This is a genomic window from Ramlibacter henchirensis (assembly GCF_004682015.1).
In the GTDB taxonomy this organism is placed as follows: Bacteria; Pseudomonadota; Gammaproteobacteria; order Burkholderiales; family Burkholderiaceae_C; genus Ramlibacter; species Ramlibacter henchirensis.
The window spans coordinates 1491566-1514142 of record NZ_SMLM01000001.1 but is presented as its reverse complement, the minus strand read 5'-3'; the positions used below and the strand labels follow the sequence as shown (position 1 = coordinate 1514142).

Sequence of the window (22577 nt, the reverse complement as noted above, 5' to 3'; positions counted from 1 at the left end):
CAAGAAGAAGTCCGCCGGTGGCGCGGGCGAGAACACCAGCCACGGCCACCTCAGCCTGGGCTCGCCCGAGGCGACGGTGGACCCGATGTCGGTCCACGAGGGAACCGCGGCGATGGGCCTGGCCGATCCCGACACCGTCGACACGCTGGACGGCATGGCGGCGCAGGGCGAGCGGGTCAGCGTGCCCTTCCTCGGCCGCCGCAGCATCGTGGCGCACCAGCGCATCCTGTTCATGGCGCTCGCCGCCTCGCTGGCAGTGCTGGGTTCGGTGGCGGTGTTCGCGGTCAACCAGGCCGACAAGGTCGCCCAGCAGGTGCGCAACACGGGCGAATCGCTCACGCAGTCTCAGCGCCTCGCGAAGTCGGTCACGCAGGCCCTCGTCGGCAGCAACCAGGCGTTCAACGAAGTGCGCGACAGCGCCAGCGTGCTGGCGCGCTCGGTGCGCGGCCTGAAGGCCGGCGACGACGTGCTGCGCCTCGCGCCGGTGGCCGTGGAATTCCAGGAGGACATCGACAAGATCGTGCCGCTGATGGAACGCGCCGAGCGCAATGCCTCGCTGGTCATGGGCCAGCAGAAGATCCTGACGCAGGTGGGCGCGGCGCTGCGCACCATCAACCGCCAGTCGTCCGACCTGCTGGAGGTGGCCGAGACGGTCTCCTCCCTCAAGCTGCAGCAGAACGCGTCGCCGGCGGAAATTTCCGCCGCCGGCCAGCTGGTGATGCTGACGCAGCGCATCGGCAAGTCGGCCAACGAATTCATGACGGCCACCGAGGGCCTCTCGCCCGAAGCCGTGTTCCTGCTGGGCAAGGACCTGAACTCCTTCAAGGAGATCGCGCAGGGCCTGCTGGAAGGCAGCCCGGAGCTGCGCCTGTCCGGCTCCCGGGATGCGCAGACGCGCGAGCGGCTGCAATCGCTGCTCAAGGTGTACGAAGAAACGCGCACGCAGGCCAGCGCCATCCTGGGCAACCTGCAGGGCCTGGTGTCCGCCCGTGAAGCGCAGGCCGGCATCATCGCCGACTCCGAGCCGCTGCGCCGCGCGCTGGAAGAACTGCAGAACAAGCTGTCGCTGCAGACGGGCCTGGGCCTGGGCGCCTTCATCGCGCTGGCGGTGGCCGCGCTGTTCGCCATCATCTGCTCGATCGGCCTCGCGTACGTGCAGCTGCAGGACAGCCGCAAGCGCCAGGAAGTGGCCGAATCGCAGCGGCAGGAAGCCGAGCGCCAGGAGCAGGAAGCCAAGCGCGTCAACGACGCCAACCAGGCGGCCATTCTGCGGCTGATGAACGAACTGCAGACGGTGGCCGAAGGCGACCTCACGCAGGAAGCCACCGTGACCGAGGACATCACCGGCGCCATCGCCGACTCGGTGAACTACACGGTGGAAGAACTGCGGCAGCTGGTGGGCAACGTGCAGAACACGGCGACCCGCGTGGCGCAGACGACGGCGCAGGTGGAAAGCACGTCCACCGAGCTGCTGGCCGCGTCCACCGAGCAGCTGCGGGAGATCCGCGAAACCGGCCAGTCTGTGCTGGACATGGCGTCCCGGATCAACCAGGTGTCCGGCCAGGCGCAGGAATCGGCCCAGGTGGCGCGCCAGTCGCTGATGGCCGCCGAGTCCGGCCTGCAGGCGGTGCAGAACGCCATCGGCGGCATGAACGCCATCCGCGACCAGATCCAGGAAACCTCCAAGCGGATCAAGCGGCTGGGCGAGTCGTCGCAGGAGATCGGCGAAATCACCGAGCTGATCTCCGACATTACCGAACAGACCAACGTGCTGGCCCTGAACGCCGCCATCCAGGCGGCGTCCGCCGGTGAAGCCGGCCGAGGCTTCTCGGTGGTGGCCGAGGAAGTGCAGCGCCTGGCCGAACGCTCGGCCGACGCCACGCGCCAGATCTCGGCGCTGGTGAAGGCGATTCAGACCGACACGCAGGACGCGGTGGCCGCCATGGAGCGCTCGACGCAGGGCGTGGTGGAAGGGGCCAAGCTGTCCGACAACGCGGGCACTGCGCTCACCGAGATCGACCAGGTGTCCCGCCGCCTCGCGGAGCTGATCGAACAGATCTCCAGCACCGCCGCCCGGGAGGCCGAGTCGGCCAACGTGGTGGCCGGCAACATCCAGCACATCTTCGCGGTGACGGAGCAGACCGGCGAGGGCACGCGCTCGACGGCCCAGCAGGTGCGGGAGCTGTCGCGGATGGCCGAGGAGCTGCGGCAGTCGGTGTCCCGATTCAAGATCGCCTGACGCGCCTCACCCGCACCGCCCTTCCGCCAGAGCCAGAGTTCTTCCATGCAAGCCCACGAAAACGACCTCGACCTGGCGACCAATGACCTGGGCCCGCTGGCCTGGGTGCTGGACGAGCTGCGCAAGTCGCTCGAATCGGCTTCGGGGGCGCTGCGCCGCTTCGTGCGCGACGCGGGACTGGCGCGCGGGCAGGACATGGCCTCGGTCGACACGGGCCAGCTGCGAATCGCGCGGCAGCAGTTGCACCAGGCCGTGGGCGCACTCGAGATGGTCGGCCTGGGCGCGCCCGCGCTGATCCTGCGCGCGATGGAAGCGTCGGTGCAGAAGTTCATCGAACGGCCCGAGCTTTGCGTCGAGCCGGCCGCGTCGAAGGTCGAACGCGCGGGCTTCGCGCTCACCGAATACCTCGAGGGCGTCCTGCTGGGCAAGGCGGCGTCGCCCGTCTCGCTGTTCCCCCAGTACAAGGACGTGCAGGAGCTGGCCGGCAGCGACCGCATCCATCCCGCCGACCTGTGGCCGTACGACTGGCGCTGGGTCGAGGCGGAAACGCCCGCTGTGGAGCAGACACTGGTCTATGACCCCGCGCTGCGCGGCCGCATGGACCAGGCGGTGCTGCGCGTGGTCAAGAGCGCCGACGCCAATGCGGCTCGGGACCTCGTCGAGTGCAGCCTCGGGCTGGCCGCGGGCGAGGAGCCGCGCCAGCCCAGGATCTTCTGGAAGATCTGCGCCGGCTACTTCGAGGCGCTGGCCCTCGGGCTGCTGCCGGCCGATGTCTACGTCAAGCGCGCCGCTTCGCGCGTGCTGCTGCAGTACGCGACGCTGGCCAAGGGCGACACGGGTCTTTCCGACCGGCTGGCGCAGGACCTGCTGTTCTTCTGCGCGCAGGCGGTGCCGAAGCAACCGGCTGACGGTCCCGCGCTGGCCGCCGTGCGCGCGGCTTACTCGCTGCAGCGCTTCGCCCCGGTCGACTACGCGACGTCGCAGTACGGCCGCTTCGATCCGGTTCTCCTCACGCAGGCCCGCAAGCGTATCGCGGTGGCCAAGGAGAACTGGTCGGCGGCATCCGGCGGCGACGTCACCAAGTTCAAGGCCGTCTCCGAGCAGTTCCACCACATCGCCGATTCGCTCACCAAGCTGCATGCACCGAGCGCCCCTCTGGCGCAAAGCCTGGTGGCCACCATCGACGGCGTGGTCCGCCTGGCGCAGCCGCCGCGCGCCGAGGTCGCCATGGAAGTGGCGACGGCCGTGCTCTACCTGGAGGCGGCCTTTCAGGACCTGGACCCGAGCGATTCCAAGCTCGCAACGAGGACGGCGCGCCTGGCGGAGCGGCTCGAACGCGTGCGCCAGGGTGGTCACGCCGAGGCGCTGGAGCCCTGGATGGAGGAGCTGTACCGGCGCGTCAGCGATCGCCAGACCATGGGCAGCGTGGTCGGCGAACTGCGCGGCACGCTCGGCGAACTCGAGAAGCTGCTGGACGCCTTCTTCCGCGACCCGCAGGAGAAGGAGCCGCTGAAGAACGCGCCCACGCACCTGCTGCAGATGCGCGGCGTGCTGTCCGTGCTGGGCCTGGACCACGCCACGCATGCGGTCGCCCGCATGCGCGAGACGGTCGAGCAGGTCCTGATCGGCGACTTCGACGAAGACGACGAGCGCCGCCGCGTGACGTTCGACAGGCTGGGCAACAACCTCGGCGCGCTCGGTTTCCTGATCGACATGCTGAACTACCAGCCCGCGCTGGCGAAGAAGCTGTTCATCTTCGACGACGCGCAGGGCGAGCTGCGGCCCCTGATGGGCCGGCACGAGACGGAGAGGCCGGGGTTCGGCCCGAAGGCGCAGCCGGCCGCTCAGGAAGCGCCCGTGATGGCCGCGCCCGTAACGCAAGCCGCGGTGCCGCCGTCGCTGGAAGTCGTCCCGGCTGCGCCCAAGGCGCCCGAAGCCGCTCCTGTGGCTTCGACGGCTGCGGCACCTATTCCTGCGCCTTCCGCAGCCGCATCGCCCGGCGAAGAAGACGCCGAGCTGCGCGAGATCTTCCTGGAGGAAGCGCGCGAGGTCGTGGGCAATGGACTGGGGGCGCTCGAGGCGCTCGCCGCGCAGCCGGGCGACGTCTCCGAACTCACCACGCTGCGCCGCGCCTTCCACACGCTCAAGGGCAGTTCCCGCATGGTGGGGCTGAACGAATTCGGCGAAGCCGGCTGGGCGATGGAGCAGGTGCTCAACACCTGGCTCGCAGACCAGAAGCCCGCCTCGGACGACCTGCGCGCACTTTCCAGCGACGCCTTGCGTGGCTTCGACCGCTGGATCGAGGACATCGCCGCCGGTTCCGACGCAGCCTGGAAGGCGGGCATGTTCCGCGGCCCGGCCGATACGCTTCGCATGGAAGGCCGGCGCGTCGCGTTCCAGTTCCCGGGCGCCGCAGCCCAGACCGCTGAAGCATCCGATCCCGCCGAGGCGCTGGACGTCGACTTCGCTCCCACGGTGCTTCCCGACGATGCGGACGACCTGGTGCCGCCGGCCGAAGTGGAGGTCATCTCGCTGAGCGTCGAGCTCAAGCCGTCCGCGCTTGAGCCCGCGCTGGAACGCCCCGACCCCGCGCCCTCTTTCGACTTCGAGTTCACGCAACCTGCTGCGGCGGCCAGCGAGCCCCAAGCGCCAGCGCCGCTCGAAGCAGACCCGCTCGCGGGCATGGACCTCAGCTTGACGGCCGAAGCTGCTCCCGCCCCCGACACCGTCGAGGCTTTCGGCAACACGCATGTCCTGCGCGGCCAGGCTGCGGCGCCGGAAGAGATCCCGCTGGAAGAACTGCCGGTGGACTTCGCGGCCGAACTCGATGCAGCCGCCAAGCCGCAAACGCCGGCGCCCCTGACGCTGCCGCCCGAGATCGCTTCCATCGATTTCGGAAGCCTGAGCACGCTGTCGCAGCGCGAACCGGCCGAGTCCGCATCTGTCGAAGAGCCGCCCATCTCGCAATTCCCGGCCGACGACCAGACCAAGGTGATCGGCGGCCTGCGCATCGGCATCCCGCTCTACAACGTCTACCTGAACGAAGCGGACGAGTGGTCGCGGCGCCTCTCGCAGGAGCTGGCCGAGTGGGCGCTGGAGCTCAAGGAGCCGGTGTCCGATACCGCCGTCGGCCTGGCGCACGCGCTCGCGGGCAGCTCGGCCACGGTCGGCTTCCACACCCTGTCCGACATCGCCCGTGCGCTGGAAAGCTCCCTGCAGCACGCGCAGACGCTGGCCTGGGGCACGCCGCAGCACGGCCGGGCCTTCGTCGAGGCGGCGGAGGAGATCCGCCGCCTGCTGCACCAGTTCGCCGCCGGCTTCCTGAAGGATCCGGACCCGCGCGTGACCCAGTCGCTCGCCGCGCTGGAGCAGCTGCAGCTGCCCAGGCGCGCCGAACTGCGCGACAGCGGCGCGGGCGACCTCGACGCGATGGAGTTCCCCGATGCGGACCAGGTCCAGGCGCCCGTTGCCCCGGCCCGCCCGATCGCACGTCCCGCAACGCAGTTCGTGCAATTCGGCCCGCTGCCGTCCGGACCCGCCGACACCGCTACCGCTGCGCAAGGCAACCGCCTCTCGGGCGATGACGACATCGACGTGGTCGATGCGATCGACCCCGACCTGTTCCCGATCTTCGAGGAAGAGGCCGTCGACCTGCTGCCCAAGCTTGGCGCCGGCCTGCGCCAGTGGGCGCAGCATGGCCACCGGGATGGCCGCGACGAGGTGCTGCGCGCGCTGCACACGCTCAAGGGCAGCGCGCGCCTGGCCGGCGCCTTGCGCCTCGGCGAAATGGCGCACCGCATGGAGTCGGCCATCGAGGGCCTGCCGGCTGAAACGCCCGCGGCGCAGCTCGAGCCGCTGCTGCAGCGCTTCGACAACCTGCAGACCGCGTTCGATGCGCTGCGCGACCGCGCGGCCCAGCCCGAGCCGGAGCCCGCCTCCGCGCCGGTGCAAACGCCCGCTGCGGAACCCGCAGCCTCCATCGCCCCGCAGCAGCCCGTGCCGCTGCAACCGGCTCCTCAGCCGGCCGCCTCCACGCAGCCCGCGCCGGCCCGAGCCGTGCTCGCGGCGCCCCTCACCGCGATGCCGCTGGTGCCGCAACGCGCGGCCAACAACCAGGCGGTGCGGGTGCGCTCGCAACTGCTGGAACGCCTGATGAACCAGGCCGGCGAGGTGATGATCACCCGCTCGCGCCTTGAGAACGAGCTGCGCAACCTGCGTGGATCGCTCAACGACCTCACCGGCAACCTGGACCGCCTGCGCACCCAATTGCGCGACATCGAACTGCAGGCCGAGTCGCAGATGCAATCGCGCCTCGCGCAGGCCAAGGATTCTGCGGCCGGCTTCGACCCGCTCGAGTTCGACCGCTTCACCCGAGTGCAGGAACTCACCCGCATGATGGCCGAGTCGGTGAACGACGTGGCCACGGTGCAGCGCAACCTGCAGCGCACGGTGGAAGCCACCGAAGACGACCTGATCGCCCAGGCGCGCCAGACGCGCGAGCTGCAGCGCGACCTGCTGCGCACCCGCATGGTGGAGTTCGAAGGCATCGCCGACCGCCTCTACCGCGTGGTGCGCCTGGCGTCCAAGGAAACGGCCAAGCAGGTGAAGCTGGACATCACCGGCGGCTCCATCGAAATCGACCGCGGCGTGCTGGATCGTATGACGGCGGCGTTCGAGCACCTCCTGCGCAACTGTGTGGCGCACGGCATCGAGGACGTGTCGGTGCGCCAGGCAGCGGGCAAGGACCCGACGGGCACGATCCTCATCGACGTGCGCCAGGAAGGCAACGACGTCTCCGTCGAATTCCGCGACGACGGCGCCGGCCTCAACCTCGCCCGCATCCGCGAAAAGGCCGTGCAGCAGGGCCTCGTGAGGCCCGACCAGCAGATCAGCGATGCCGACGCGGCCAACCTGATCTTCATGCCCGGCTTCTCCACCGCGGCGCAGGTCACCGAGCTCGCGGGCCGGGGCATCGGCATGGACGTGGTGCGCTCCGAGGTCAACGCCCTCGGCGGCCGCATCGAGACCAGCACCGAACCCGGCCGCGGCACCAGCTTCAAGCTGGTCCTTCCGCTGACCACCGCGGTGACGCAGGTCGTGATGATTCGCAGCGGCAGCCTGAGCATCGGCGTGCCGGCCAACCTGATCGAAATCGTGCGCCGCGCGGCCGCGAAGGAAGTCCAGCAGGCCTACAACAGCGGCAGCTTCGACTTCGGAAGCGAGCGCATCCCGTTCTTCTGGTCGGGCGCGCTGCTGCAGTCCTCGCAGCGCAGCGCCGAGCCGCAGTCCAAGACGCTGCCGGTCGTGATCTTCCGCAGCGCGAACCAGCGCGTGGCCGTGCACGTGGATGAAGTGCTGGGCAACCAGGAAGTGGTGGTGAAGAACCTCGGCCCTCAGCTGGCCCGCCTGCCCGGCCTGGCCGGGATGACGGTGCTGGCATCGGGCGCGGTGGTCCTGATCTACAACCCGGTGGCGCTGTCCGCCGTGTACGGCGAGCGGGCCCGCATGCTCAGCGCCGACCGTGCGCAGCCGGAGATGCTGGAGCAGGTCGGCAAGCCCGCCGTGCCGGATGCCGCGCCCGCTCCGCCGCAGATCCCGCTGGTGCTGGTGGTGGACGACTCCATCACCGTTCGCCGCGTCACGCAGCGCCTGCTGCAGCGAGAGGGCTATCGGGTCTCGCTCGCGGCCGACGGCCTGCAGGCGCTGGAGCGCCTCGCAGAAGAGAAGCCGGCCGTGGTGCTGTCGGACATCGAGATGCCGCGCATGGACGGCTTCGACCTGGCGCGCAACATCCGCGCCGACCAGCGCTGGGCCCAGCTGCCGATCGTGATGATCACCTCGCGCATCGCGGAAAAGCACCGCGAACATGCGCGCGAGCTGGGCGTCAACCACTACCTGGGCAAGCCGTACTCCGAAGAAGAGCTGCTGAGCCTGGTCAAGCACTACTGCGCCGCCGCCGTCACGGCCTGAGCAGCGTCGGTTGCCGGCGCCCGCCGCGGCGCCCCTCGTCGAGCTGCACCAGCGACTCACGGATGAACTCAACCCGACCTGTCGCGGCGCGGCAGCAGGTCCCGGCGAAACCACACCAAACCGGCGGGATACGGCTTGTCCATTCGTCTTCGTTAAAATTTCGCCATGCCCGCCGAGCCATCCACCATCAACCTGACGCATCACTTCCTGATTGCGATGCCGGGACTGGAGGATGCTTCGTTCGCGCGCAGTGTCGTTTACCTGTGCGAACACAGCTCCCGCGGCGCGTTGGGCCTCGTGATCAACAAGCCCAGCGACATCAAGCTGAAGAACCTGTTCGAGAAGGTCGATCTTCCGCTCGATCGCGATGACCTCGCCGGTGCGCCCGTGTTCCACGGAGGCCCGGTGCAGACCGAGCGCGGTTTCGTGCTGCACGAGGCCGTGATCGCCGGCGGCGAAGCCAAGCCCGACGAGCCGGTCTACGCTTCCACCATGACCATTCCCGGCGGCCTGGAGATGACCACCTCCAAGGACGTCCTCGAAGCCTTGTCCACGGGCGCCGGCCCACGCAAGGTGCTGGTCTCGCTCGGCTACTCCGCGTGGGGCGAGGGGCAGCTCGAATCGGAGCTGGCCGAGAACAGCTGGCTCACCGTGGAAGCCGACCCGCAGGTGATCTTCGACACGCCGGTGGAGCAGCGCTATGACAAGGCGCTGTCGCTGCTGGGCCTGCAGGCGTGGATGCTCTCGCCGGACGCCGGGCACGCATGAGCGTCACGGCCACGCCCGACGTTCCCCGCCACTTCACCACTTTTCTCGCTTTCGATTACGGAGCCAGGCGCACCGGTGTCGCCGTGGGGAACCGGCTGCTGCGCACCGCGACGCCGCAGCCCACGATCCGCGCGGAAGGCCGCGCGCGGCTGGACGCCGCGGAGCAGCGCGTGCGCGAATGGCAGCCGCATGCGCTCGTGGTGGGCGTGCCTTTCCATCCCGACGGCGCGCCGCATGAAAATACCGAACGCGCCCGCCGCTTCGGCCGCCAGCTCGCCGCGCGCGTCAAGCTGGCGGTGTACGAGGTGGATGAGCGCTACAGCACCACCGAGGCGCTGGCCGGCGGCGCGGCGGATGCCGACGCCGGCGCGGCCTGCGTCATCCTGGAACAATTCCTGAGGAGTTTGGAATGAGCGAACTGCGGCTCGACGCCGAAGCGCTGTACCGCGAGCTGCTTCGCGGCGTGCCCGCGCTGCGTGGCGCCGATGGCCGCCTGGTCGGCATCACCTCCGGCGGCGCCTGGCTCGCGCAGCGCCTGCAGCAGGACCTGCAGCTGCCAGGCGAGGCCGGGACCATCTCCTCGTCGATGCACCGCGACGATTTCGCGCAGCGCGGTCTGTCCGCCTCGAGCGCGCAGACCCAGCTGCCGTTCGACGTGAACGACGCGCACATCGTGCTGCTGGACGACGTGCTCTACACCGGCCGCACCATCCGCGCCGTGCTCAACGAGCTGTTCGACTATGGCCGTCCGGCGAGCGTGAAGCTGGCCGTGCTGGTGGACCGCGGCGGCCGCGAGCTGCCGGTGCAGGCCGATTACGCCGCGGCGCGCGTGAGCCTGCCCGACACCCAATCGCTGGAACTGGCGCGCGACGCGCAGGGCCGCTTCAGCTTCAAGGTCGCCTGATGCTCTACAAACGCAACCCGCAGCTCAACAGGAACGGCGAGCTGATCCACCTGCTGTCCATCGAGGGCCTGCCGCGCGAGATCGTCACCCACATCCTGGATACCGCCGCCCGCTTCGTCGGCGTGAGCGATCGCGAGGTGAAGAAGGTGCCGCTGCTGCGCGGCAAGAGCGTGTTCAACCTGTTCTTCGAGAACAGCACGCGGACCCGCACCACTTTCGAGATCGCCGCCACGCGGCTGTCGGCCGACGTGATCAACCTGGACATCGCGCGGTCCTCCGCGAGCAAGGGCGAGTCGCTGCTGGACACCATCGCCAACCTGTCGGCGATGGCGGCCGACATGTTCGTGGTGCGGCACGGCGAATCGGGCGCGCCCTACCTGATCGCGCAGCACGTGGCGCCGCACGTGCACGTGATCAACGCCGGCGACGGGCGCCATGCGCATCCCACGCAAGGCCTGCTCGACATGTACACGATCCGCCACTACAAGAAGGACTTCGCCAACCTCACGGTGGCGATAGTCGGCGACGTGCTGCATTCGCGCGTGGCGCGATCGGACATCCACGCGCTCACCACGCTCGGCTGCGCGGAGGTGCGCGTGGTCGGCCCCAAGACGCTGGTGCCGGCCGACATGGCGCAGATGGGCGTGCGCGTGTGCCACACGCTGGAGGAGGGCATCCGCGGCTGCGACGTGGTGATCATGCTGCGGCTGCAGAACGAGCGGATGAGCGGGGCGCTGCTGCCCTCGTCGCAGGAGTTCTTCAAGAGCTTCGGCCTCACGCCCGACAAGCTGCAACTGGCCAAGCCCGACGCGATCGTCATGCATCCCGGCCCGATCAACCGCGGCGTGGAGATCGATTCGGCCGTGGTCGACGGCAAGCAGAGCGTGATCCTTCCGCAGGTCACCTTCGGCATCGCAGTGCGCATGGCCGTCATGAGCATCGTGGCCGGCAACGAAGCCTGACGAAATGGCCCACCCCCGAAGCGGCCTTCGGCCGCCTCCCCCCAAGGGGGCGCCACCAGCGGCCCGGCAAAGCCGGATCCGCGGTGGCACTGGCTTCGCATGCGGTCGCACGAGACGAGCGCCCAGTATGGAGTGCTAAAGGAATGAAGATCCTGATCAAGAACGGCCGGGTGCTCGACCCGGGGTCCAACCGCGACGAGATCGCCGACGTGGCGCTCGCCGCCGGGCGGGTGGTGAGCATCGGCGCCACACCGGCGGGGTTCAACGCCAGCCGCGTCATCGATGCGAACGGCTGCATCGTCGCGCCCGGGCTCGTCGACCTCGCGGTGCGCCTGCGCGAACCCGGCCACGAGCACGAAGGCATGCTCGAGTCCGAGATGGCTGCGGCGGTCGCGGGCGGCGTCACCAGCCTGGTCTGCCCGCCCGACACCGACCCGGTCCTCGACGAGCCCGGTCTGGTCGAGATGCTGAAGATGCGCGCCGAGAAGCTGCACCAGGCGCGCGTGTTTCCGCTCGGTGCGCTCACTCGCGGCCTGGCCGGCGAGGTGCTCACCGAGATGGCCGAACTGACCGAGGCGGGCTGCGTCGGCTTCAGCCAGGCGGAGGTGGGCCTGGCCAATACGCAGGTGATGCTGCGCGCGCTGCAGTACGCCGCCACCTACAACTACGCCGTGTGGCTGCGGCCGCAGGAGCTCTACCTGGGCAAGGGCGTGGCCGCGAGTGGACCGCTCGCCACACGGCTCGGGCTCTCGGGTGTTCCGGTAGCGGCCGAGACGATCGCGCTGCACACGATCCTGGAGCTGATGAAGGCCACCGGCGCGCGCGTGCACCTGTGCCGCATCAGCAGCGCGGCGGGGCTGGAGCTGGTGCGCCGCGGCAAGGACACGGGCCTGCCGCTCACCTGCGACGTCAGCATCAACTCGCTGCACCTCACGGACCAGGACATCGGCTACTTCGACAGCCGCATGCGCCTGTCGCCCCCGTTGCGGCAGCAGCGTGATCGCGACGCGCTGCGCGAAGGGCTGGCCGACGGCACGGTCGATGCGCTGGTGTCCGACCACACGCCGGTCGACGAGGACGCCAAGACGCTCCCGTTCGCCGAAGCGGAGCCGGGCGCCACGGGCCTGGAGCTGTTGCTCTCGCTCGCGCTCAAGTGGGGGCAGGAGAGCGGCGTCGGTTTGACGCGCGCACTGGCGGTGCTCACGAGCGAACCGGCGCGAGTGCTGGGCCCGTCGCTGGGCACGCTGCAGGCGAGCTGTGGCCGCCTGGTCGAAGGCGGCGTCGCGGACCTGTGCGTGTTCGATCCCAGCGAGCACTGGACCGTCGAGCCTGCCGCGTTGCGAAGTCAAGGCAAGCACACGCCGTTCTCCGGCTACGAGCTGCCCGGCCGCCTGCGCTGCACGATCGCGGCCGGGCAACTGGCCTGGGAAGCCGCCGCGGCGCGCTGACCGATGCGCGGCTTGCGCGCTGTGTGGCATCTGGCGCGGGCCCTGCTGCATGCGCTGGCGGGGCTGGCCACCATCCTGTTCAAGTTCCCGCGGCTGTCGGTCGAGCAGCAGCAGGCGGAGGTGCAGGCCTGGGCGCAGCGCATGCTGCACGTGCTCGGCATCGGCCTGCAGGTGCGCGGCGCGCCGCCGGTGCGCGGGCCGATGCTGCTGGTGGCCAATCACATCTCCTGGCTCGACATCCTGGTGGTGCACGCGGCGCGGTACTGCCGATTCGTGTCGAAGGCGGACGTGAAGCGCTGGCCGTTGATCGGTGCGCTGGCCACCGGCGCGGGCACGCTCTACATCGAACGTGAATCACGCCGCGATGCGATGCGCGTCGTGCACCACATGGCCGAGAGCCTGCAGGCCGGCGACATCCTGGCGGTGTTCCCCGAAGGCACGACGAGCGACGGCGTGGACCTGCTGCCGTTCCATGCCAACCTGATCCAGGCCGCGATTGCCGCGCGCGCGCCGGCGCAGCCGGTCGCGCTGGAGTTCGTGGAGAGCGAGACGGGGCGCAACAGCATCTCGCCTTGCTACATCGGCGACGAGACGCTGGTGACGTCGCTGTGGCGCACGCTGACCGGGCCCGCGATCACCGCGGTGGTTTCGTTTGGCGAGCCGCAGCAGGCGGAAGGGCGCGAGAGGCGGGCGTGGGCCGCGGAGCTGCGCAATGCGGTCGTCGAGCTGCGCCGGGGAGGCCCTCACCCCAGCCCTCTCTCCGAGAGAGGGGGAGAAAAAACTAGGGCATAGGCGGCGCGCCGGCGCCCGCGCCGCGCTCGAAGGTGACCACATGGTCCACCTCCGGCCGGATGCCGATCCACTCGCCGACCTTGTGGTCGTGGTGGCTGGGCACGTGGGCCATCACGGTCTCGCCGGTGCGAAGGCGCAGCGTGTAGAGGAACTCCGAGCCGCGGAAGGCCTTGCGCACGATCTGGGCCTTCACCGGCGCCGCGTCGTCGTGGACGATGTCGTCGGCGCGCAGCAGCACCTCGCATTGGCCGCCGTCGAAAGCCGTGGGCAGCGGGCATTCGGCGATGTCGGTCAGCGCGCCCAGCGGCGTGTCCACCACCACCTGCCCGTCCACCTCCCGCAGCCGAGCCGGAGCGAACACGCCATGGCCGATGAAGTCCGCGACGAAGCGCGTGGCAGGGCGGTGGTACAGCGTGTACGCGTCGTCCCACTGGTGCAGCCGGCCCTGGTGCATCACGCCGATGGTGTCGCCGATCGCGAACGCTTCCAGCTGGTCATGCGTGACGAACAGAGCCGTCGCGCCGGCGGCCTTGAGGATGCCGCGGATCTCGTGGGCGAGGCGCTCGCGCAGTTCGACGTCGAGGTTGGAAAAGGGCTCGTCCAGCAGCAGCAGTTGCGGCCGCGGCGCCAGCGCGCGTGCGAGGGCGACGCGCTGCTGCTGTCCGCCCGAGAGCTCATGCGGCATGCGCTGCTCGCTGCCGGCCAGGCCGACCAGCGACAGCACTTCGGCGATCCGATCGCGGCGCTCGCCGCGCGGCAGCTGGTTCAGCCCGAATCCCACGTTGCGGCCCACGTCGAGGTGCGGGAACAGCGCGTAGTCCTGGAACACCATCCCGACGCGGCGGCTCTCCGCGGGCACATGCACCTGCGGGCTTTCCACCACCTGGTCGGAGATCCGGACCTCGCCCGCACTGGCCCGCTCCAGGCCCGCGACGGCGCGCAGCAGCGTGGTCTTGCCGCAGCCCGAGGGGCCGATCAGCACGCCGATGGCCCCGGCCGGCAGGCCGAACGAGACGTCGTCGACCGCGGGCCGCGCCTGGCCGCCGTAGCGGACGCTCAAACGGGTCAGCTCCACATGCATGGGCTTCGATTGTAGATGCGTACAATTCTCATTTGCATTGTTGCGCCGCTCCCATTCCTCTGCCGCGCCCAGCTTCGCGCTGAGCCTGCCGCGGCCCCGAGACCTCCTGATGCTGGCGGTGGCAGCGCTGATCGTGCTGCCGGTCGCGGCCGTGCTCGGTTCCTGGCTGGAGTGGAACGAGCAGACCGCGGGCATCCTGCGCGAGATGGTGGCAACGGTGCTGCCGGGCTACGCTTTCACGAGCCTCATCCTTTGTGTCGCGGTGGGCATCGGCGTGGCGGTGGTCGGCACACTTGCCGCCGCGGCCGTGACGCTGTTCGACTTCCCCGGCCGACGGTTCTTCGAATGGGCGCTGCTGCTGCCGCTGGCGATGCCGGCGTACGTCGTGGCCTATGCCTACACGGACTTCCTGCAGTTCAGCGGCCCGATGCAGGGCTGGCTTCGGAGCACGTTCGGGCTCGAAGGCCGCGTGTTCCCCGAAGTGCGCAACACGGCGGGCGCTGCGGTCGTGTTCGTCTTCACGCTCTATCCCTACGTCTACCTGCTGGCGCGCGCCGCGCTGGCTGAACGTGCGGCCCACCTGATGGAAGCGGCACGCCTGCTCGGGGCGCCGCTGGCCACTCGCGTGCTGCGCGTTGCGATTCCCTTGGCGCGTCCGGCCGTGGCGGCGGGCGTGGCGCTGGCGCTGATGGAGACGCTCGCGGACTTCGGCGTGGCGAGCTATTTCGGCATCCAGACCTTCACCACCGGCATCTACAAGGCCTGGCTGGCGATGGACAACCGCGTGGCGGCCGCGCAGCTGGCGACGACCCTGCTGGCCGTCGTGGTCGTGCTGCTCGCGATGGAGCACCGGGCCCAGCGCCGCATGCGGTTCTCGGCGGCGCGCGGGGCTCGCGCCGGTTCAGCCGAGGCTCAGCCCGCGCTGCTGTCGGGCCATCGCGCGGTGACCTCGATCGCGCTCTGCACGCTGCCCATCCTGGCCGGCTTCGTGCTGCCCGTGCTGTTCATGCTGCGGCCCCTTGCCGCCGACTGGTCGGTGCTGCCCTGGGACCGCTTCCTGCAGTGGGCCTGGAACAGCGTGCGGCTCGGCGCGCTGAGCGCGACTCTGGCCGTGGCCGTGGCCGTCCTTCTCGCGTCGAGCCTGCGCCGCGGCAGCGATGCGATCACCCGCGGCGTCGTGCGGCTGGCCGGCCTCGGCTATGCGATCCCGGGTGCCGTGATCGTGGTGGGGCTGCTGCTGCCGGTCGGCTGGCTGCAAAGCGTGGCGCCCCAGGTGCCTGCGGTGTACTGGGTGACCGGGACGGTGCTGGGCGTGGTCTGGGCCTACCTGGTGCGATTCATGTCCGTCGCCCTCCAATCGGTGCAGAGCGGCTACTCGCGCATCCCGGCCAGCTTCGACGACTCGGCGCGGATGCTGGGCACCGGGCGGCTCGCGCTGCTGACCCGCGTGCACTGGCCGCTGCTGCGCGGCTCAGCCGCGGCCGCGGCGCTGCTGGTGTTCGTGGACGTGATGAAGGAGCTGCCCGCCACGCTGCTGCTGCGGCCCTTCAACACCGACACGCTGGCGGTGGTGGCCTACCAGCTCGCGCGAGACGAGAGGCTGGGCGAAGCCGCCTTGCCCTCGCTGGCGCTGGTGCTGGTGGGGCTGCTGCCGGTACTGCTGCTGAGCCGTTCCGTGCGGAGGGCCTGAGAGGCCGCTGCGCCTGGGCTAGACCTCGTCCGACCACTCCGAACGCGCCGGAGAGGTTTTGCGGAAGACGACTTCACCCGTCGGCACGTGCACGACGCGGATCTCCTTGCCGGGGCGGGTTGTGCTCTTGGCGGCCATGGCGACCGCAAGTCCGCGGTCGGCGACGAAATGCTGCTGGGCTCCGGATGCGGGCAACCACGGGCTCGCGATGGGGTGGCTGCTCTCGATGCGGTAGTCGGCTGGTGTCATTCAGATGCCTCCGTGGCTCTTCGGCCAATTGTTCGTTCTTGCGCCGCCGCTCAGGGTGGTTTGAAAGGCTGGGGCTGGGCTTCTTGGGGACCCACCGTCAACCGCTCACCCGACGACGCGTGCGGCACAGGTTATCGGTGTCGACTGGCAAGTCTGTAGGACGGAACCGCACAGCCCGGAACCCTTCAGTACCGATCGTTCGATTGCGTAAAAGGTGGCTCTTTCGGACTACTTCGATCTCGCTTTCCGCCCGCAGGTCGAACATTCCGGAACTTGTTCCTGCCAGAACCCTTGCCATGCGCCCGTGCAGCATCCGCGCGCTGGCCGCCGTTGCAGTCGCGGCGGCCTTCGTGTCACTGATCCCCGCCTGCGGCGGCGGAGGAGGCGGCGGCCCGGATCCTTCGGCGCAGCAGGCTTTTCCTTTTCCGGTCACCCAGCGCGCGAGCGGTCTCGTGGTCCCCTGGGGCATGGCGTTCCTGCCCGATGGCCGCCTGCTCGTGACGGAGCGCCTCGGGCGCATGCAGCTGTTCGATGTTTCCGGGCAGTCGCTCGGCGCGATCAGCGGTGTTCCGCCCGTGCTCAGTTCCGGACAGGGCGGGCTGCTGGACGTGGTGCTCGATCCGGCCTTCGCATCGAACCGGAGGATCTACTTCTCGTTCGCGGAAGCCGATCCGGCCAATCCGGCGCTCAATGGCACCGCGGTCGGGCGCGCCGTGCTCGATCCCGATGCGCGCGCCTTGAGCGGGGTCACGGTCATCTGGCGCCAGCTGCCCAAGGTGGCGTCCAGCGCGCACTTCGGCTCGCGCCTGGTGTTCGACCGCAGCGGCCACCTGTTCGTGACGCTGGGCGACCGCTTGCTCGACGGCGAACGGGGCTTCGCGCAGGACCCCACGCGCGGCCACGGCAAGGTGATGCGAATCACCACGGACGGCGCGCCCGCGCCGGGAAATCCGGCCTGGGGCGTGGCGGGCGCGCTGCCGGAGGTCTGGACCCTGGGTCATCGCAACGTGCAGGGCGCGGCCTTGCATCCCTCGACCGGTGAGCTGTGGACCAGCGAGCACGGCGCGCAGGGCGGCGACGAGATCAACCGGCTGCGCGCGGGTGCCAACTACGGCTGGCCGCTCGCCAGCCGCAGCCAGGAATACGAAACGCTCACCCCGGTGGGCCCGGCCTCGCTGCCGGGCATGGAAGATCCCCTGTGGGTCTGGGAGACCATCACGGGCAGCCCGTGGACCGGCGGCGCCAAGTCCTCGATAGCGCCGGCCGGCATCGCGTTCTACACGGGCAGCGCCATGCCGCAGTGGCAAGGCAACCTGTTCGTCACCGCGCTGGCCGGCCGAGCCCTGTGGCGGCTCACGCTCGATGGCGACAGGGTCACCTCGCAAGAGCGGCTGCTCGCGCAGCTCAATGAGCGGTTGCGCGACGTGGAAGTGGGTCCGGACGGTGCGCTGTACCTGCTGGCGGAAAGCGGTCGGGTGCTGCGCTTCGGGCCCTGAGCCCGCGTCCTTCAGCGGTGGCGCACGAGCCCCGCGTTCAAGCCGCCACGTGCCGCGGCCGCGCGCGCAGGCAGGAAGCGACGCCGGACCGACGCCAAGAGCCGGTCGAAGCGGGCGGCGTTCCGGTCAAGGAACCTGCCCAGGCGAAGCGACCCGACGTCGATCAAGAACACGCAGCAGTAAAACGCAACCACGTGCAACGGGGGCCGCTCATCGTTCATGCTCACCTCCTGGCACAGCCATTGTGCGAGGCCGGCGAACTCGTCCGTTGGTCACTGGCCCGAAGGAGCCATTTGCCGCAGCCACGCGGCTGGATACCTCGCTCTTCCGATCAGCTGACGGATGAGGTTGCGGTCTTGCCCGGTGCATCGCGCATCCACGCCTGCGCCTCTTCGAGGCTGGTGAATGTGCGCAGCCGCAGGCCTTCCTTCTGCGCCGCCTTTTCGCTGACCCCGGTGCGGTAGCGGGGCGAGACCACGGTCGACACGCGGTCGAGGGAGGCCAGGCTTGCCGCGACGTGCGCACCCAACTGCAGGTGCTCCGTGAAGGCCAGCTCGGGCTCCGTGGCCGTGAGGTCGATCAGTGCCCTGCGGTAGCCGCGCACCGCGGCGATGCGGGCGATCAGGTCTGCGGCTCCCAGCAGGTCCGCCAGCGTGCTGCGGCCTGCGCAGACGACGAGCAGGTATTCGGGGCCGTGGTGGACTGCGATGTTGAACAGCAAGATGGGCGCCGGTCGCGGGTTTCAGCGATGGTAGGCCAAGTGGATACAGGCATCACGGGCGCGCCACCACCCGCTGCCAGGCGCGCTGCTTCAGCGCAGCACCAGCACCGGCAGCGTGCTCTGGATCAGCACGGTGTGCGCGGGCACGCGCCTCGTGGGGCTGCTGGTGACGGCGGGCGCCGCGTGAGGATTGGGGATTGAAGTGGCGCACCGCGTATCGCAGTGGTGCGAATGAAATCCGCGCCGGCGGTTCGCCGCTGACGGCGCTTCAGCCGATCAGGTCGGCGGGGCGCGACGGTCGATCGGCGAACGGCAGTCGCGCGAGCATCGGGGGCACCTGCTGGCCCGTTGCCGCGCGCGCGACCAGCAACGTGCCTGCCAGAGAGGCCAGCACGCGCACCGCGATCGAAGGGTGACGCCGCGTAGCGATCCACAGCCCGACGCCGGCGGCGAAAGCGAGCCAGTGCTCGGCCGGCAGGTTGGGACGCGTCGCGTCGAAGCGCTTGATCCTTTGCAGCAATTGCTCAGCCATGGGACTTCCCGCGAGTGTTGGACGAGAGGCATTCTGCCCACCGCGCGACGTTCGTGGGGCGGGACCCCGTGGGGAAGGGCAGCGCGCCCGCTCAGCCCGTGCCCCCGGTGCCCGGCTGCTTCAACAAGGCCTCCAGGCGCTGCTCGAGGCTGGCCTTTTCCTGGGCCATGTGGTCGAGCACGCGCTGGATGTCGGCGCGCTCCGCGTCGGTCAGCGCCTCCTGGAGCGCGCTCCTCAACGCAGCCTGCAGGGCTGCACGCCGCTCGATGAGTTCCCGCAATGCGAGGGCAAGCCGCTCGGGCTCCGCGAAGGTCACCAGGCAAATGTACCGGAGCTTCAAGGCGCGGCGATGTGCGCGCCCTGCGCACATCGCCCGCGAAGATCCATGCGAGCGATTTCTCGCCGCAGCGAATCAGCTTTGCTGCGCCGCGAGCGTGTTCACCGTGCCCGGCACCGTCACGGGTTCCGCGCCCGGCACCACGACATGCGCCGCCGAAGGCACCCGCGACTGCGACGCGCCGATGCCGCCCTGCACCGTGACGTGGACGCGCTGCACGCCGTTCACGCCCATGCCTTGCCGGTTCCAGCGGTTTTCGGGGTTCACCGGCTGCACGTCGCCGGCTTCGTCGGTCGCACGGCAGGCCAGGATGTGCTCGCCGGGGCCGGCGTCCCAGTCGATCCGCCATTGCGTCCATGCGAAGCGATCCTCGGAGACGGGGACCAGCGTGGCCTCGCGCCAGGTCGCCGCGTCGTCGGTGCTGACCTCCACCCGCGTGATGCGGCCCGCACCGGACCAAGCCACGCCCTGCAGCGTCACGCGCCCGGGCGCCAGGAAGCGCTGGCGGGTGATCAGGTCGGGCATGCCCGGCGGCGTAATGAGCGAGTGCACGCGCTTGAAGGTCACCGGTTCACCCGGCTCGCCCTTCACCTGCTGGTAGCGGTACACCTTGGATTGCTCGACGCCGCGGAAAGGCTCGTTGAGCACCGTGATCGCCCGCAGCCACTTCACGCTCGCCATCCCATACCAGGCCGGCACCACCAGCCGCAACGGGAAACCATGCTGGGGCAGCAGCGGCACACCGTTGTGCTCCCACGCGAGCATCACTTCGTCGCGCAGCGCCTCCTTGATCGGCAGGCTGCGCTCGAAGGCATGCTCGACGCCGAGGTCGATGCCGGTGTCCCAGCCGGTGAACAGCACTTCGACGGCGTCGTCCAGCAGTCCGGCCTGCTCCAGGATCGGCCGCAGCGGCGTGCCCGTCCACTGGTACTGGCCCATCGCTTCCTTGAACCAGGGCACGTAGACGGCGCGGGGATGCAGCGTCGAGCGGCCGGTGCCTGCGCATTCGAGCGTGACCACCTGCTTGATGGTGGGCCGCTGCTTCAGGTCGTCCAGGCTCAGCCGGGTCGGGTTGCGCACCCGGCCGTCGATGGCCACGGAATAGCCCTTCGCCTCCAGGTGCGGCACGTCGAAGTGGATGAGCAGGTAGTGGCCGCCCAGGGGCGTCAACGGCTCGCGCAGGAACTCGGCCTGCATGCCGTGGTTGCGGAAGGCCAGCACGGTCTCGGCCGCGCTGAACACTCGCGAGGCGTTCTGCGGATCAGGCCGCGCGGGTGTCGGCGTGTCGGGAACGGTCGTGCAATTGGCCGGCTTGACCTGGAGCGGATTGCCGGTGGTCAGCTGGCCTGCGGCCCGGGGGGCGGTGAGGGCGGCGGCGGTAGCCGCGGCGCTCGTTGCGAGGAATTGCCGTCTGCCCGGCGTGGCGGGGCCGGGTTCGTTCGGACTGGTACGCGCGGAAGCCCGCGGCGGGGCGGAATCGGAAGCAGGCAGGGACATGGACATCTCCTATCCACTCCCACCCTTGAACTTCTTCTTTGAGCGGGCGGGAGTATAGGAACGGGTCAAGACCGTTCAAGCCGAACCTTGATTTCATTCTCCGAGTTGGGGGAAATGACGCAGCGAAGTGGGGCAGTTCACCCGGTGCGGCCGATCCGACGGGAGGACACTAGGGCATGAACGAACCAATCAAGTCGGGCGACCTCTGCGAGGTCATCGCGGGTGCGCTGGGCAGCACCGGTCCCAACATCGGCAAGCGGGTCACCGTCGGGCAGCTGCGAGGCGACCACAGCGTGCACGGCCGCATCTGGCGATGCCACGGCGAAGGGCTGGTGACCGAGTACGGCGCGCTGGGCAACGAGGCGGACTTCGCCCAGTCCTGGCTTCGCAAGCTGCCGCCGGAGAAGACGCCCGCTCCGGCTGAGCAGCGCGAGGAAGAGACCCGCGGCTGATTCGCGGAAGGAGTGCCCGGCGGCCGTGTGGTGAGTTGCTGGCGCCCCCGACAGGAATCGAACCTGTATCTAGCGCTTAGGAGGCGCTCGTTCTATCCATTGAACTACGGCGGCCGCGGGGAGGGCGCATTGTATGCGCCCTCTCCGCGACCGCCGTACGGCCGCAATGGGGGCACCCCCTTCCCCCTCCCGGAGGGGGAAGGGGAGATCGTGGCTATTTGGCTATCTGGCAATTGGCTATTTGGAGAGGAGGCGCATGGCCTCTTCGAGGCCTTTGATGGTGAGGGGGTACATGCGCTGGTTCATCAGCTGCTGGACGACGGCGATGCTCTGGCGGTACTGCCAGACGCCTTGCGGCTCGGGGTTGATCCAGGCGAATTTGGGGAAGGCATGGGTGAGGCGCTGCAGCCATTCGGCGCCGGCTTCCTCGTTGTTGTATTCGACGCTGCCGCCCGGCTGCAGGATCTCGTACGGGCTCATGGTGGCGTCGCCCACGAAGACCAGTTTGTAGTCCTTGTTGTACTTGCGGATGATGTCCCACGTCGGGAACTTCTCCGAGAAGCGCCGGCGGTTGTTCTTCCACATGAAGTCGTAGACGCAGTTGTGGAAGTAGTAGAACTCCAGGTGCTTGAACTCGGCCTTGGCCGCCGAGAACATCTCCTCGACGCGGTGGATGTGCTCGTCCATCGTGCCGCCCACGTCCATCAGCAGCAGCACCTTCACGTTGTTGTGCCGCTCGGGGACCATCTTGATGTCCAGGTAGCCCGCATTGGCCGCCGTGGAGCGGATGGTGTCGTCCAGGTCCAGTTCCTCGGGGGCGCCTTCGCGCGCGAACTTGCGCAGCCGGCGCAGCGCGATCTTGATGTTGCGCGTGCCCAGTTCCTGCGAGTCGTCGTAGTCCTTGTAGGCGCGCTGGTCCCACACCTTCACCGCGCTGCGGTTGCGGCCCTTGTCCTGGCCGATGCGGATGCCCTGCGGGTTGTAGCCGTAGGCGCCGAAGGGCGAGGTGCCGCCGGTGCCGATCATCTTGTTGCCGCCCTCGTGCCGCTCCTTCTGCTCCTCGAAACGCTTCTTCAGCGTTTCCATGAGCTCGTCCCAGCCCATCTTCTCGATCTTCGCCTTCTCCTCGGGCGAGAGTTCGAGTTCCAGGTTCTTCCGCAGCCACTCCAGCGGGATGTCCTTGCTGAAATCGGCGATCAGCTCCACGCCCTTGAAGTAGGCGGCGAAGGCGCGGTCGAACTTGTCGTAGTGCTTCTCGTCCTTCACCAGCGTCGTGCGCGACAGGTAGTAGAAGTCGTCGACCGAGTAGCCGTCCTCGCTGGCGGGGCCGACCACGCCTTCCTTGAGCGCCTCGATCAGCGTGAGGTACTCCTTGACCGAGACCGGCAGCTTGGCGCTGCGCAGGGTGTAGAAGAAGTCGATCAGCATCGCGGGCCTCT

Annotated in this window: 19 protein-coding genes and 1 tRNA gene; 11 read left to right on the top strand and 9 right to left on the bottom strand. The window is 69.4% G+C overall.

What is annotated here, in order from left to right:
• Positions 1–154: 154 nt before the first annotated feature.
• The 8 genes from EZ313_RS07495 (at position 155) to EZ313_RS07460 (ending at position 13083) form a co-directional block, all read left to right on the top strand.
• Positions 155–2239, top strand: a complete 2085-nt coding sequence (locus EZ313_RS07495; RefSeq protein ID WP_420849301.1) for a methyl-accepting chemotaxis protein — start codon at positions 155–157, stop codon at positions 2237–2239.
• A 45-nt stretch (positions 2240–2284) separates the two neighbouring features.
• The gene (locus EZ313_RS07490; protein ID WP_135262557.1) at positions 2285–8209 is read left to right on the top strand and encodes a FimL-related protein; all 5925 of its coding nucleotides are present in this window, start codon (positions 2285–2287) and stop codon (positions 8207–8209) included.
• A gap of 165 nt (positions 8210–8374) precedes the next feature.
• A complete protein-coding gene (locus EZ313_RS07485; protein ID WP_135262556.1) occupies positions 8375–8977 on the top strand; it encodes a YqgE/AlgH family protein in 603 nt (200 codons plus the stop codon).
• Entirely contained in the window at positions 8974–9390 is a 417-nt protein-coding gene (gene ruvX, locus EZ313_RS07480) for a Holliday junction resolvase RuvX (RefSeq protein WP_135262555.1), read from the top strand. The genes EZ313_RS07485 and ruvX overlap by 4 nt, the downstream gene beginning before the upstream one ends.
• Positions 9387–9881, top strand: a complete 495-nt coding sequence (gene pyrR, locus EZ313_RS07475) for a bifunctional pyr operon transcriptional regulator/uracil phosphoribosyltransferase PyrR (RefSeq protein ID WP_135262554.1) — start codon at positions 9387–9389, stop codon at positions 9879–9881. Before ruvX ends, pyrR begins: the two co-directional genes overlap by 4 nt.
• Positions 9881–10843 carry an aspartate carbamoyltransferase catalytic subunit gene (locus tag EZ313_RS07470; RefSeq protein ID WP_135262553.1) on the top strand — a complete coding sequence of 321 codons (963 nt, stop codon included), beginning with the start codon at positions 9881–9883 and terminating at the stop codon, positions 10841–10843. The genes pyrR and EZ313_RS07470 overlap by 1 nt, the downstream gene beginning before the upstream one ends.
• A gap of 143 nt (positions 10844–10986) precedes the next feature.
• Entirely contained in the window at positions 10987–12291 is a 1305-nt protein-coding gene (locus EZ313_RS07465; protein ID WP_135262552.1) for a dihydroorotase, read from the top strand.
• 3 nt (positions 12292–12294) lie between these two features.
• Positions 12295–13083 carry a lysophospholipid acyltransferase family protein gene (locus EZ313_RS07460; RefSeq protein WP_135262551.1) on the top strand — a complete coding sequence of 263 codons (789 nt, stop codon included), beginning with the start codon at positions 12295–12297 and terminating at the stop codon, positions 13081–13083.
• Here the strand turns inward: EZ313_RS07460 and EZ313_RS07455 are convergent.
• The gene (locus EZ313_RS07455) at positions 13073–14164 is read right to left on the bottom strand and encodes an ABC transporter ATP-binding protein (protein ID WP_135262550.1); all 1092 of its coding nucleotides are present in this window, start codon (positions 14162–14164) and stop codon (positions 13073–13075) included. The two genes, EZ313_RS07460 and EZ313_RS07455, sit on opposite strands and share 11 nt — an antisense overlap.
• Positions 14165–14273: 109 nt before the next feature.
• Between EZ313_RS07455 and EZ313_RS07450 the strand changes: the two genes are divergently transcribed.
• Positions 14274–15854 (top strand): ABC transporter permease, encoded by a 1581-nt coding sequence (locus EZ313_RS07450; RefSeq protein WP_135262549.1) that lies wholly within the window; start codon positions 14274–14276, stop codon positions 15852–15854.
• 18 nt (positions 15855–15872) lie between these two features.
• Here the strand turns inward: EZ313_RS07450 and EZ313_RS07445 are convergent, their stop codons facing one another.
• Positions 15873–16103 carry a hypothetical protein gene (locus EZ313_RS07445; protein WP_135262548.1) on the bottom strand — a complete coding sequence of 77 codons (231 nt, stop codon included), beginning with the start codon at positions 16101–16103 and terminating at the stop codon, positions 15873–15875.
• Positions 16104–16399: 296 nt separating this feature from the next.
• On the opposite strand from EZ313_RS07445, the gene EZ313_RS07440 reads away from it, so the two are divergent.
• Positions 16400–17599 (top strand): PQQ-dependent sugar dehydrogenase, encoded by a 1200-nt coding sequence (locus EZ313_RS07440; RefSeq protein ID WP_135262547.1) that lies wholly within the window; start codon positions 16400–16402, stop codon positions 17597–17599.
• 11 nt (positions 17600–17610) lie between these two features.
• On the opposite strand, the gene EZ313_RS07435 is transcribed toward EZ313_RS07440, so the two are convergent.
• The 5 genes from EZ313_RS07435 to EZ313_RS07415 all read right to left on the bottom strand — a co-directional run bounded on the left by EZ313_RS07435 (position 17611) and on the right by EZ313_RS07415 (position 20686).
• Complete coding sequence (locus tag EZ313_RS07435) at positions 17611–17820, bottom strand: hypothetical protein (RefSeq protein ID WP_135262546.1); 210 nt, start codon at positions 17818–17820, stop codon at positions 17611–17613.
• Positions 17821–17930: 110 nt separating this feature from the next.
• Entirely contained in the window at positions 17931–18320 is a 390-nt protein-coding gene (locus EZ313_RS07430; protein ID WP_135262545.1) for a hypothetical protein, read from the bottom strand.
• 268 nt (positions 18321–18588) lie between these two features.
• Positions 18589–18852 carry a TMEM199/VMA12 family protein gene (locus EZ313_RS07425; protein WP_135262544.1) on the bottom strand — a complete coding sequence of 88 codons (264 nt, stop codon included), beginning with the start codon at positions 18850–18852 and terminating at the stop codon, positions 18589–18591.
• A gap of 91 nt (positions 18853–18943) precedes the next feature.
• Positions 18944–19192 (bottom strand): hypothetical protein, encoded by a 249-nt coding sequence (locus tag EZ313_RS07420; protein ID WP_135262543.1) that lies wholly within the window; start codon positions 19190–19192, stop codon positions 18944–18946.
• A 72-nt stretch (positions 19193–19264) separates the two neighbouring features.
• A complete protein-coding gene (locus EZ313_RS07415; RefSeq protein WP_167772541.1) occupies positions 19265–20686 on the bottom strand; it encodes a sulfite oxidase in 1422 nt (473 codons plus the stop codon).
• Between the two features lie 176 nt (positions 20687–20862).
• On the opposite strand from EZ313_RS07415, the gene EZ313_RS07410 reads away from it, so the two are divergent.
• Entirely contained in the window at positions 20863–21138 is a 276-nt protein-coding gene (locus EZ313_RS07410) for a hypothetical protein (protein WP_135262541.1), read from the top strand.
• Between the two features lie 39 nt (positions 21139–21177).
• Here EZ313_RS07410 and EZ313_RS07405 read toward each other — a convergent pair.
• Together EZ313_RS07405 and EZ313_RS07400 are read right to left on the bottom strand one after the other, a co-directional pair.
• A tRNA-Arg gene (locus tag EZ313_RS07405) sits at positions 21178–21252 on the bottom strand.
• Positions 21253–21375: 123 nt separating this feature from the next.
• The gene (locus tag EZ313_RS07400; protein WP_135262540.1) at positions 21376–22566 is read right to left on the bottom strand and encodes a vWA domain-containing protein; all 1191 of its coding nucleotides are present in this window, start codon (positions 22564–22566) and stop codon (positions 21376–21378) included.
• Positions 22567–22577: the final 11 nt, after the last annotated feature.

What these genes read in the sequence shown, in the direction of transcription:
- EZ313_RS07495 (WP_420849301.1), top strand. Translation starts at nt 155, where the DNA reads ATGGCGGCGCAGGGCGAGCGGGTCAGCGTGCCCTTCCTCGGCCGCCGC.
- EZ313_RS07490 (WP_135262557.1), top strand. Translation starts at nt 2,285, where the DNA reads ATGCAAGCCCACGAAAACGACCTCGACCTGGCGACCAATGACCTGGGC.
- EZ313_RS07485 (WP_135262556.1), top strand. Translation starts at nt 8,375, where the DNA reads ATGCCCGCCGAGCCATCCACCATCAACCTGACGCATCACTTCCTGATT.
- ruvX (WP_135262555.1), top strand. Translation starts at nt 8,974, where the DNA reads ATGAGCGTCACGGCCACGCCCGACGTTCCCCGCCACTTCACCACTTTT.
- pyrR (WP_135262554.1), top strand. Translation starts at nt 9,387, where the DNA reads ATGAGCGAACTGCGGCTCGACGCCGAAGCGCTGTACCGCGAGCTGCTT.
- EZ313_RS07470 (WP_135262553.1), top strand. Translation starts at nt 9,881, where the DNA reads ATGCTCTACAAACGCAACCCGCAGCTCAACAGGAACGGCGAGCTGATC.
- EZ313_RS07465 (WP_135262552.1), top strand. Translation starts at nt 10,987, where the DNA reads ATGAAGATCCTGATCAAGAACGGCCGGGTGCTCGACCCGGGGTCCAAC.
- EZ313_RS07460 (WP_135262551.1), top strand. Translation starts at nt 12,295, where the DNA reads ATGCGCGGCTTGCGCGCTGTGTGGCATCTGGCGCGGGCCCTGCTGCAT.
- EZ313_RS07455 (WP_135262550.1), bottom strand. Translation starts at nt 14,164, where the DNA reads ATGCATGTGGAGCTGACCCGTTTGAGCGTCCGCTACGGCGGCCAGGCG.
- EZ313_RS07450 (WP_135262549.1), top strand. Translation starts at nt 14,274, where the DNA reads ATGCTGGCGGTGGCAGCGCTGATCGTGCTGCCGGTCGCGGCCGTGCTC.
- EZ313_RS07445 (WP_135262548.1), bottom strand. Translation starts at nt 16,103, where the DNA reads ATGACACCAGCCGACTACCGCATCGAGAGCAGCCACCCCATCGCGAGC.
- EZ313_RS07440 (WP_135262547.1), top strand. Translation starts at nt 16,400, where the DNA reads ATGCGCCCGTGCAGCATCCGCGCGCTGGCCGCCGTTGCAGTCGCGGCG.
- EZ313_RS07435 (WP_135262546.1), bottom strand. Translation starts at nt 17,820, where the DNA reads ATGAACGATGAGCGGCCCCCGTTGCACGTGGTTGCGTTTTACTGCTGC.
- EZ313_RS07425 (WP_135262544.1), bottom strand. Translation starts at nt 18,852, where the DNA reads ATGGCTGAGCAATTGCTGCAAAGGATCAAGCGCTTCGACGCGACGCGT.
- EZ313_RS07415 (WP_167772541.1), bottom strand. Translation starts at nt 20,686, where the DNA reads ATGTCCCTGCCTGCTTCCGATTCCGCCCCGCCGCGGGCTTCCGCGCGT.
- EZ313_RS07410 (WP_135262541.1), top strand. Translation starts at nt 20,863, where the DNA reads ATGAACGAACCAATCAAGTCGGGCGACCTCTGCGAGGTCATCGCGGGT.
- EZ313_RS07400 (WP_135262540.1), bottom strand. Translation starts at nt 22,566, where the DNA reads ATGCTGATCGACTTCTTCTACACCCTGCGCAGCGCCAAGCTGCCGGTC.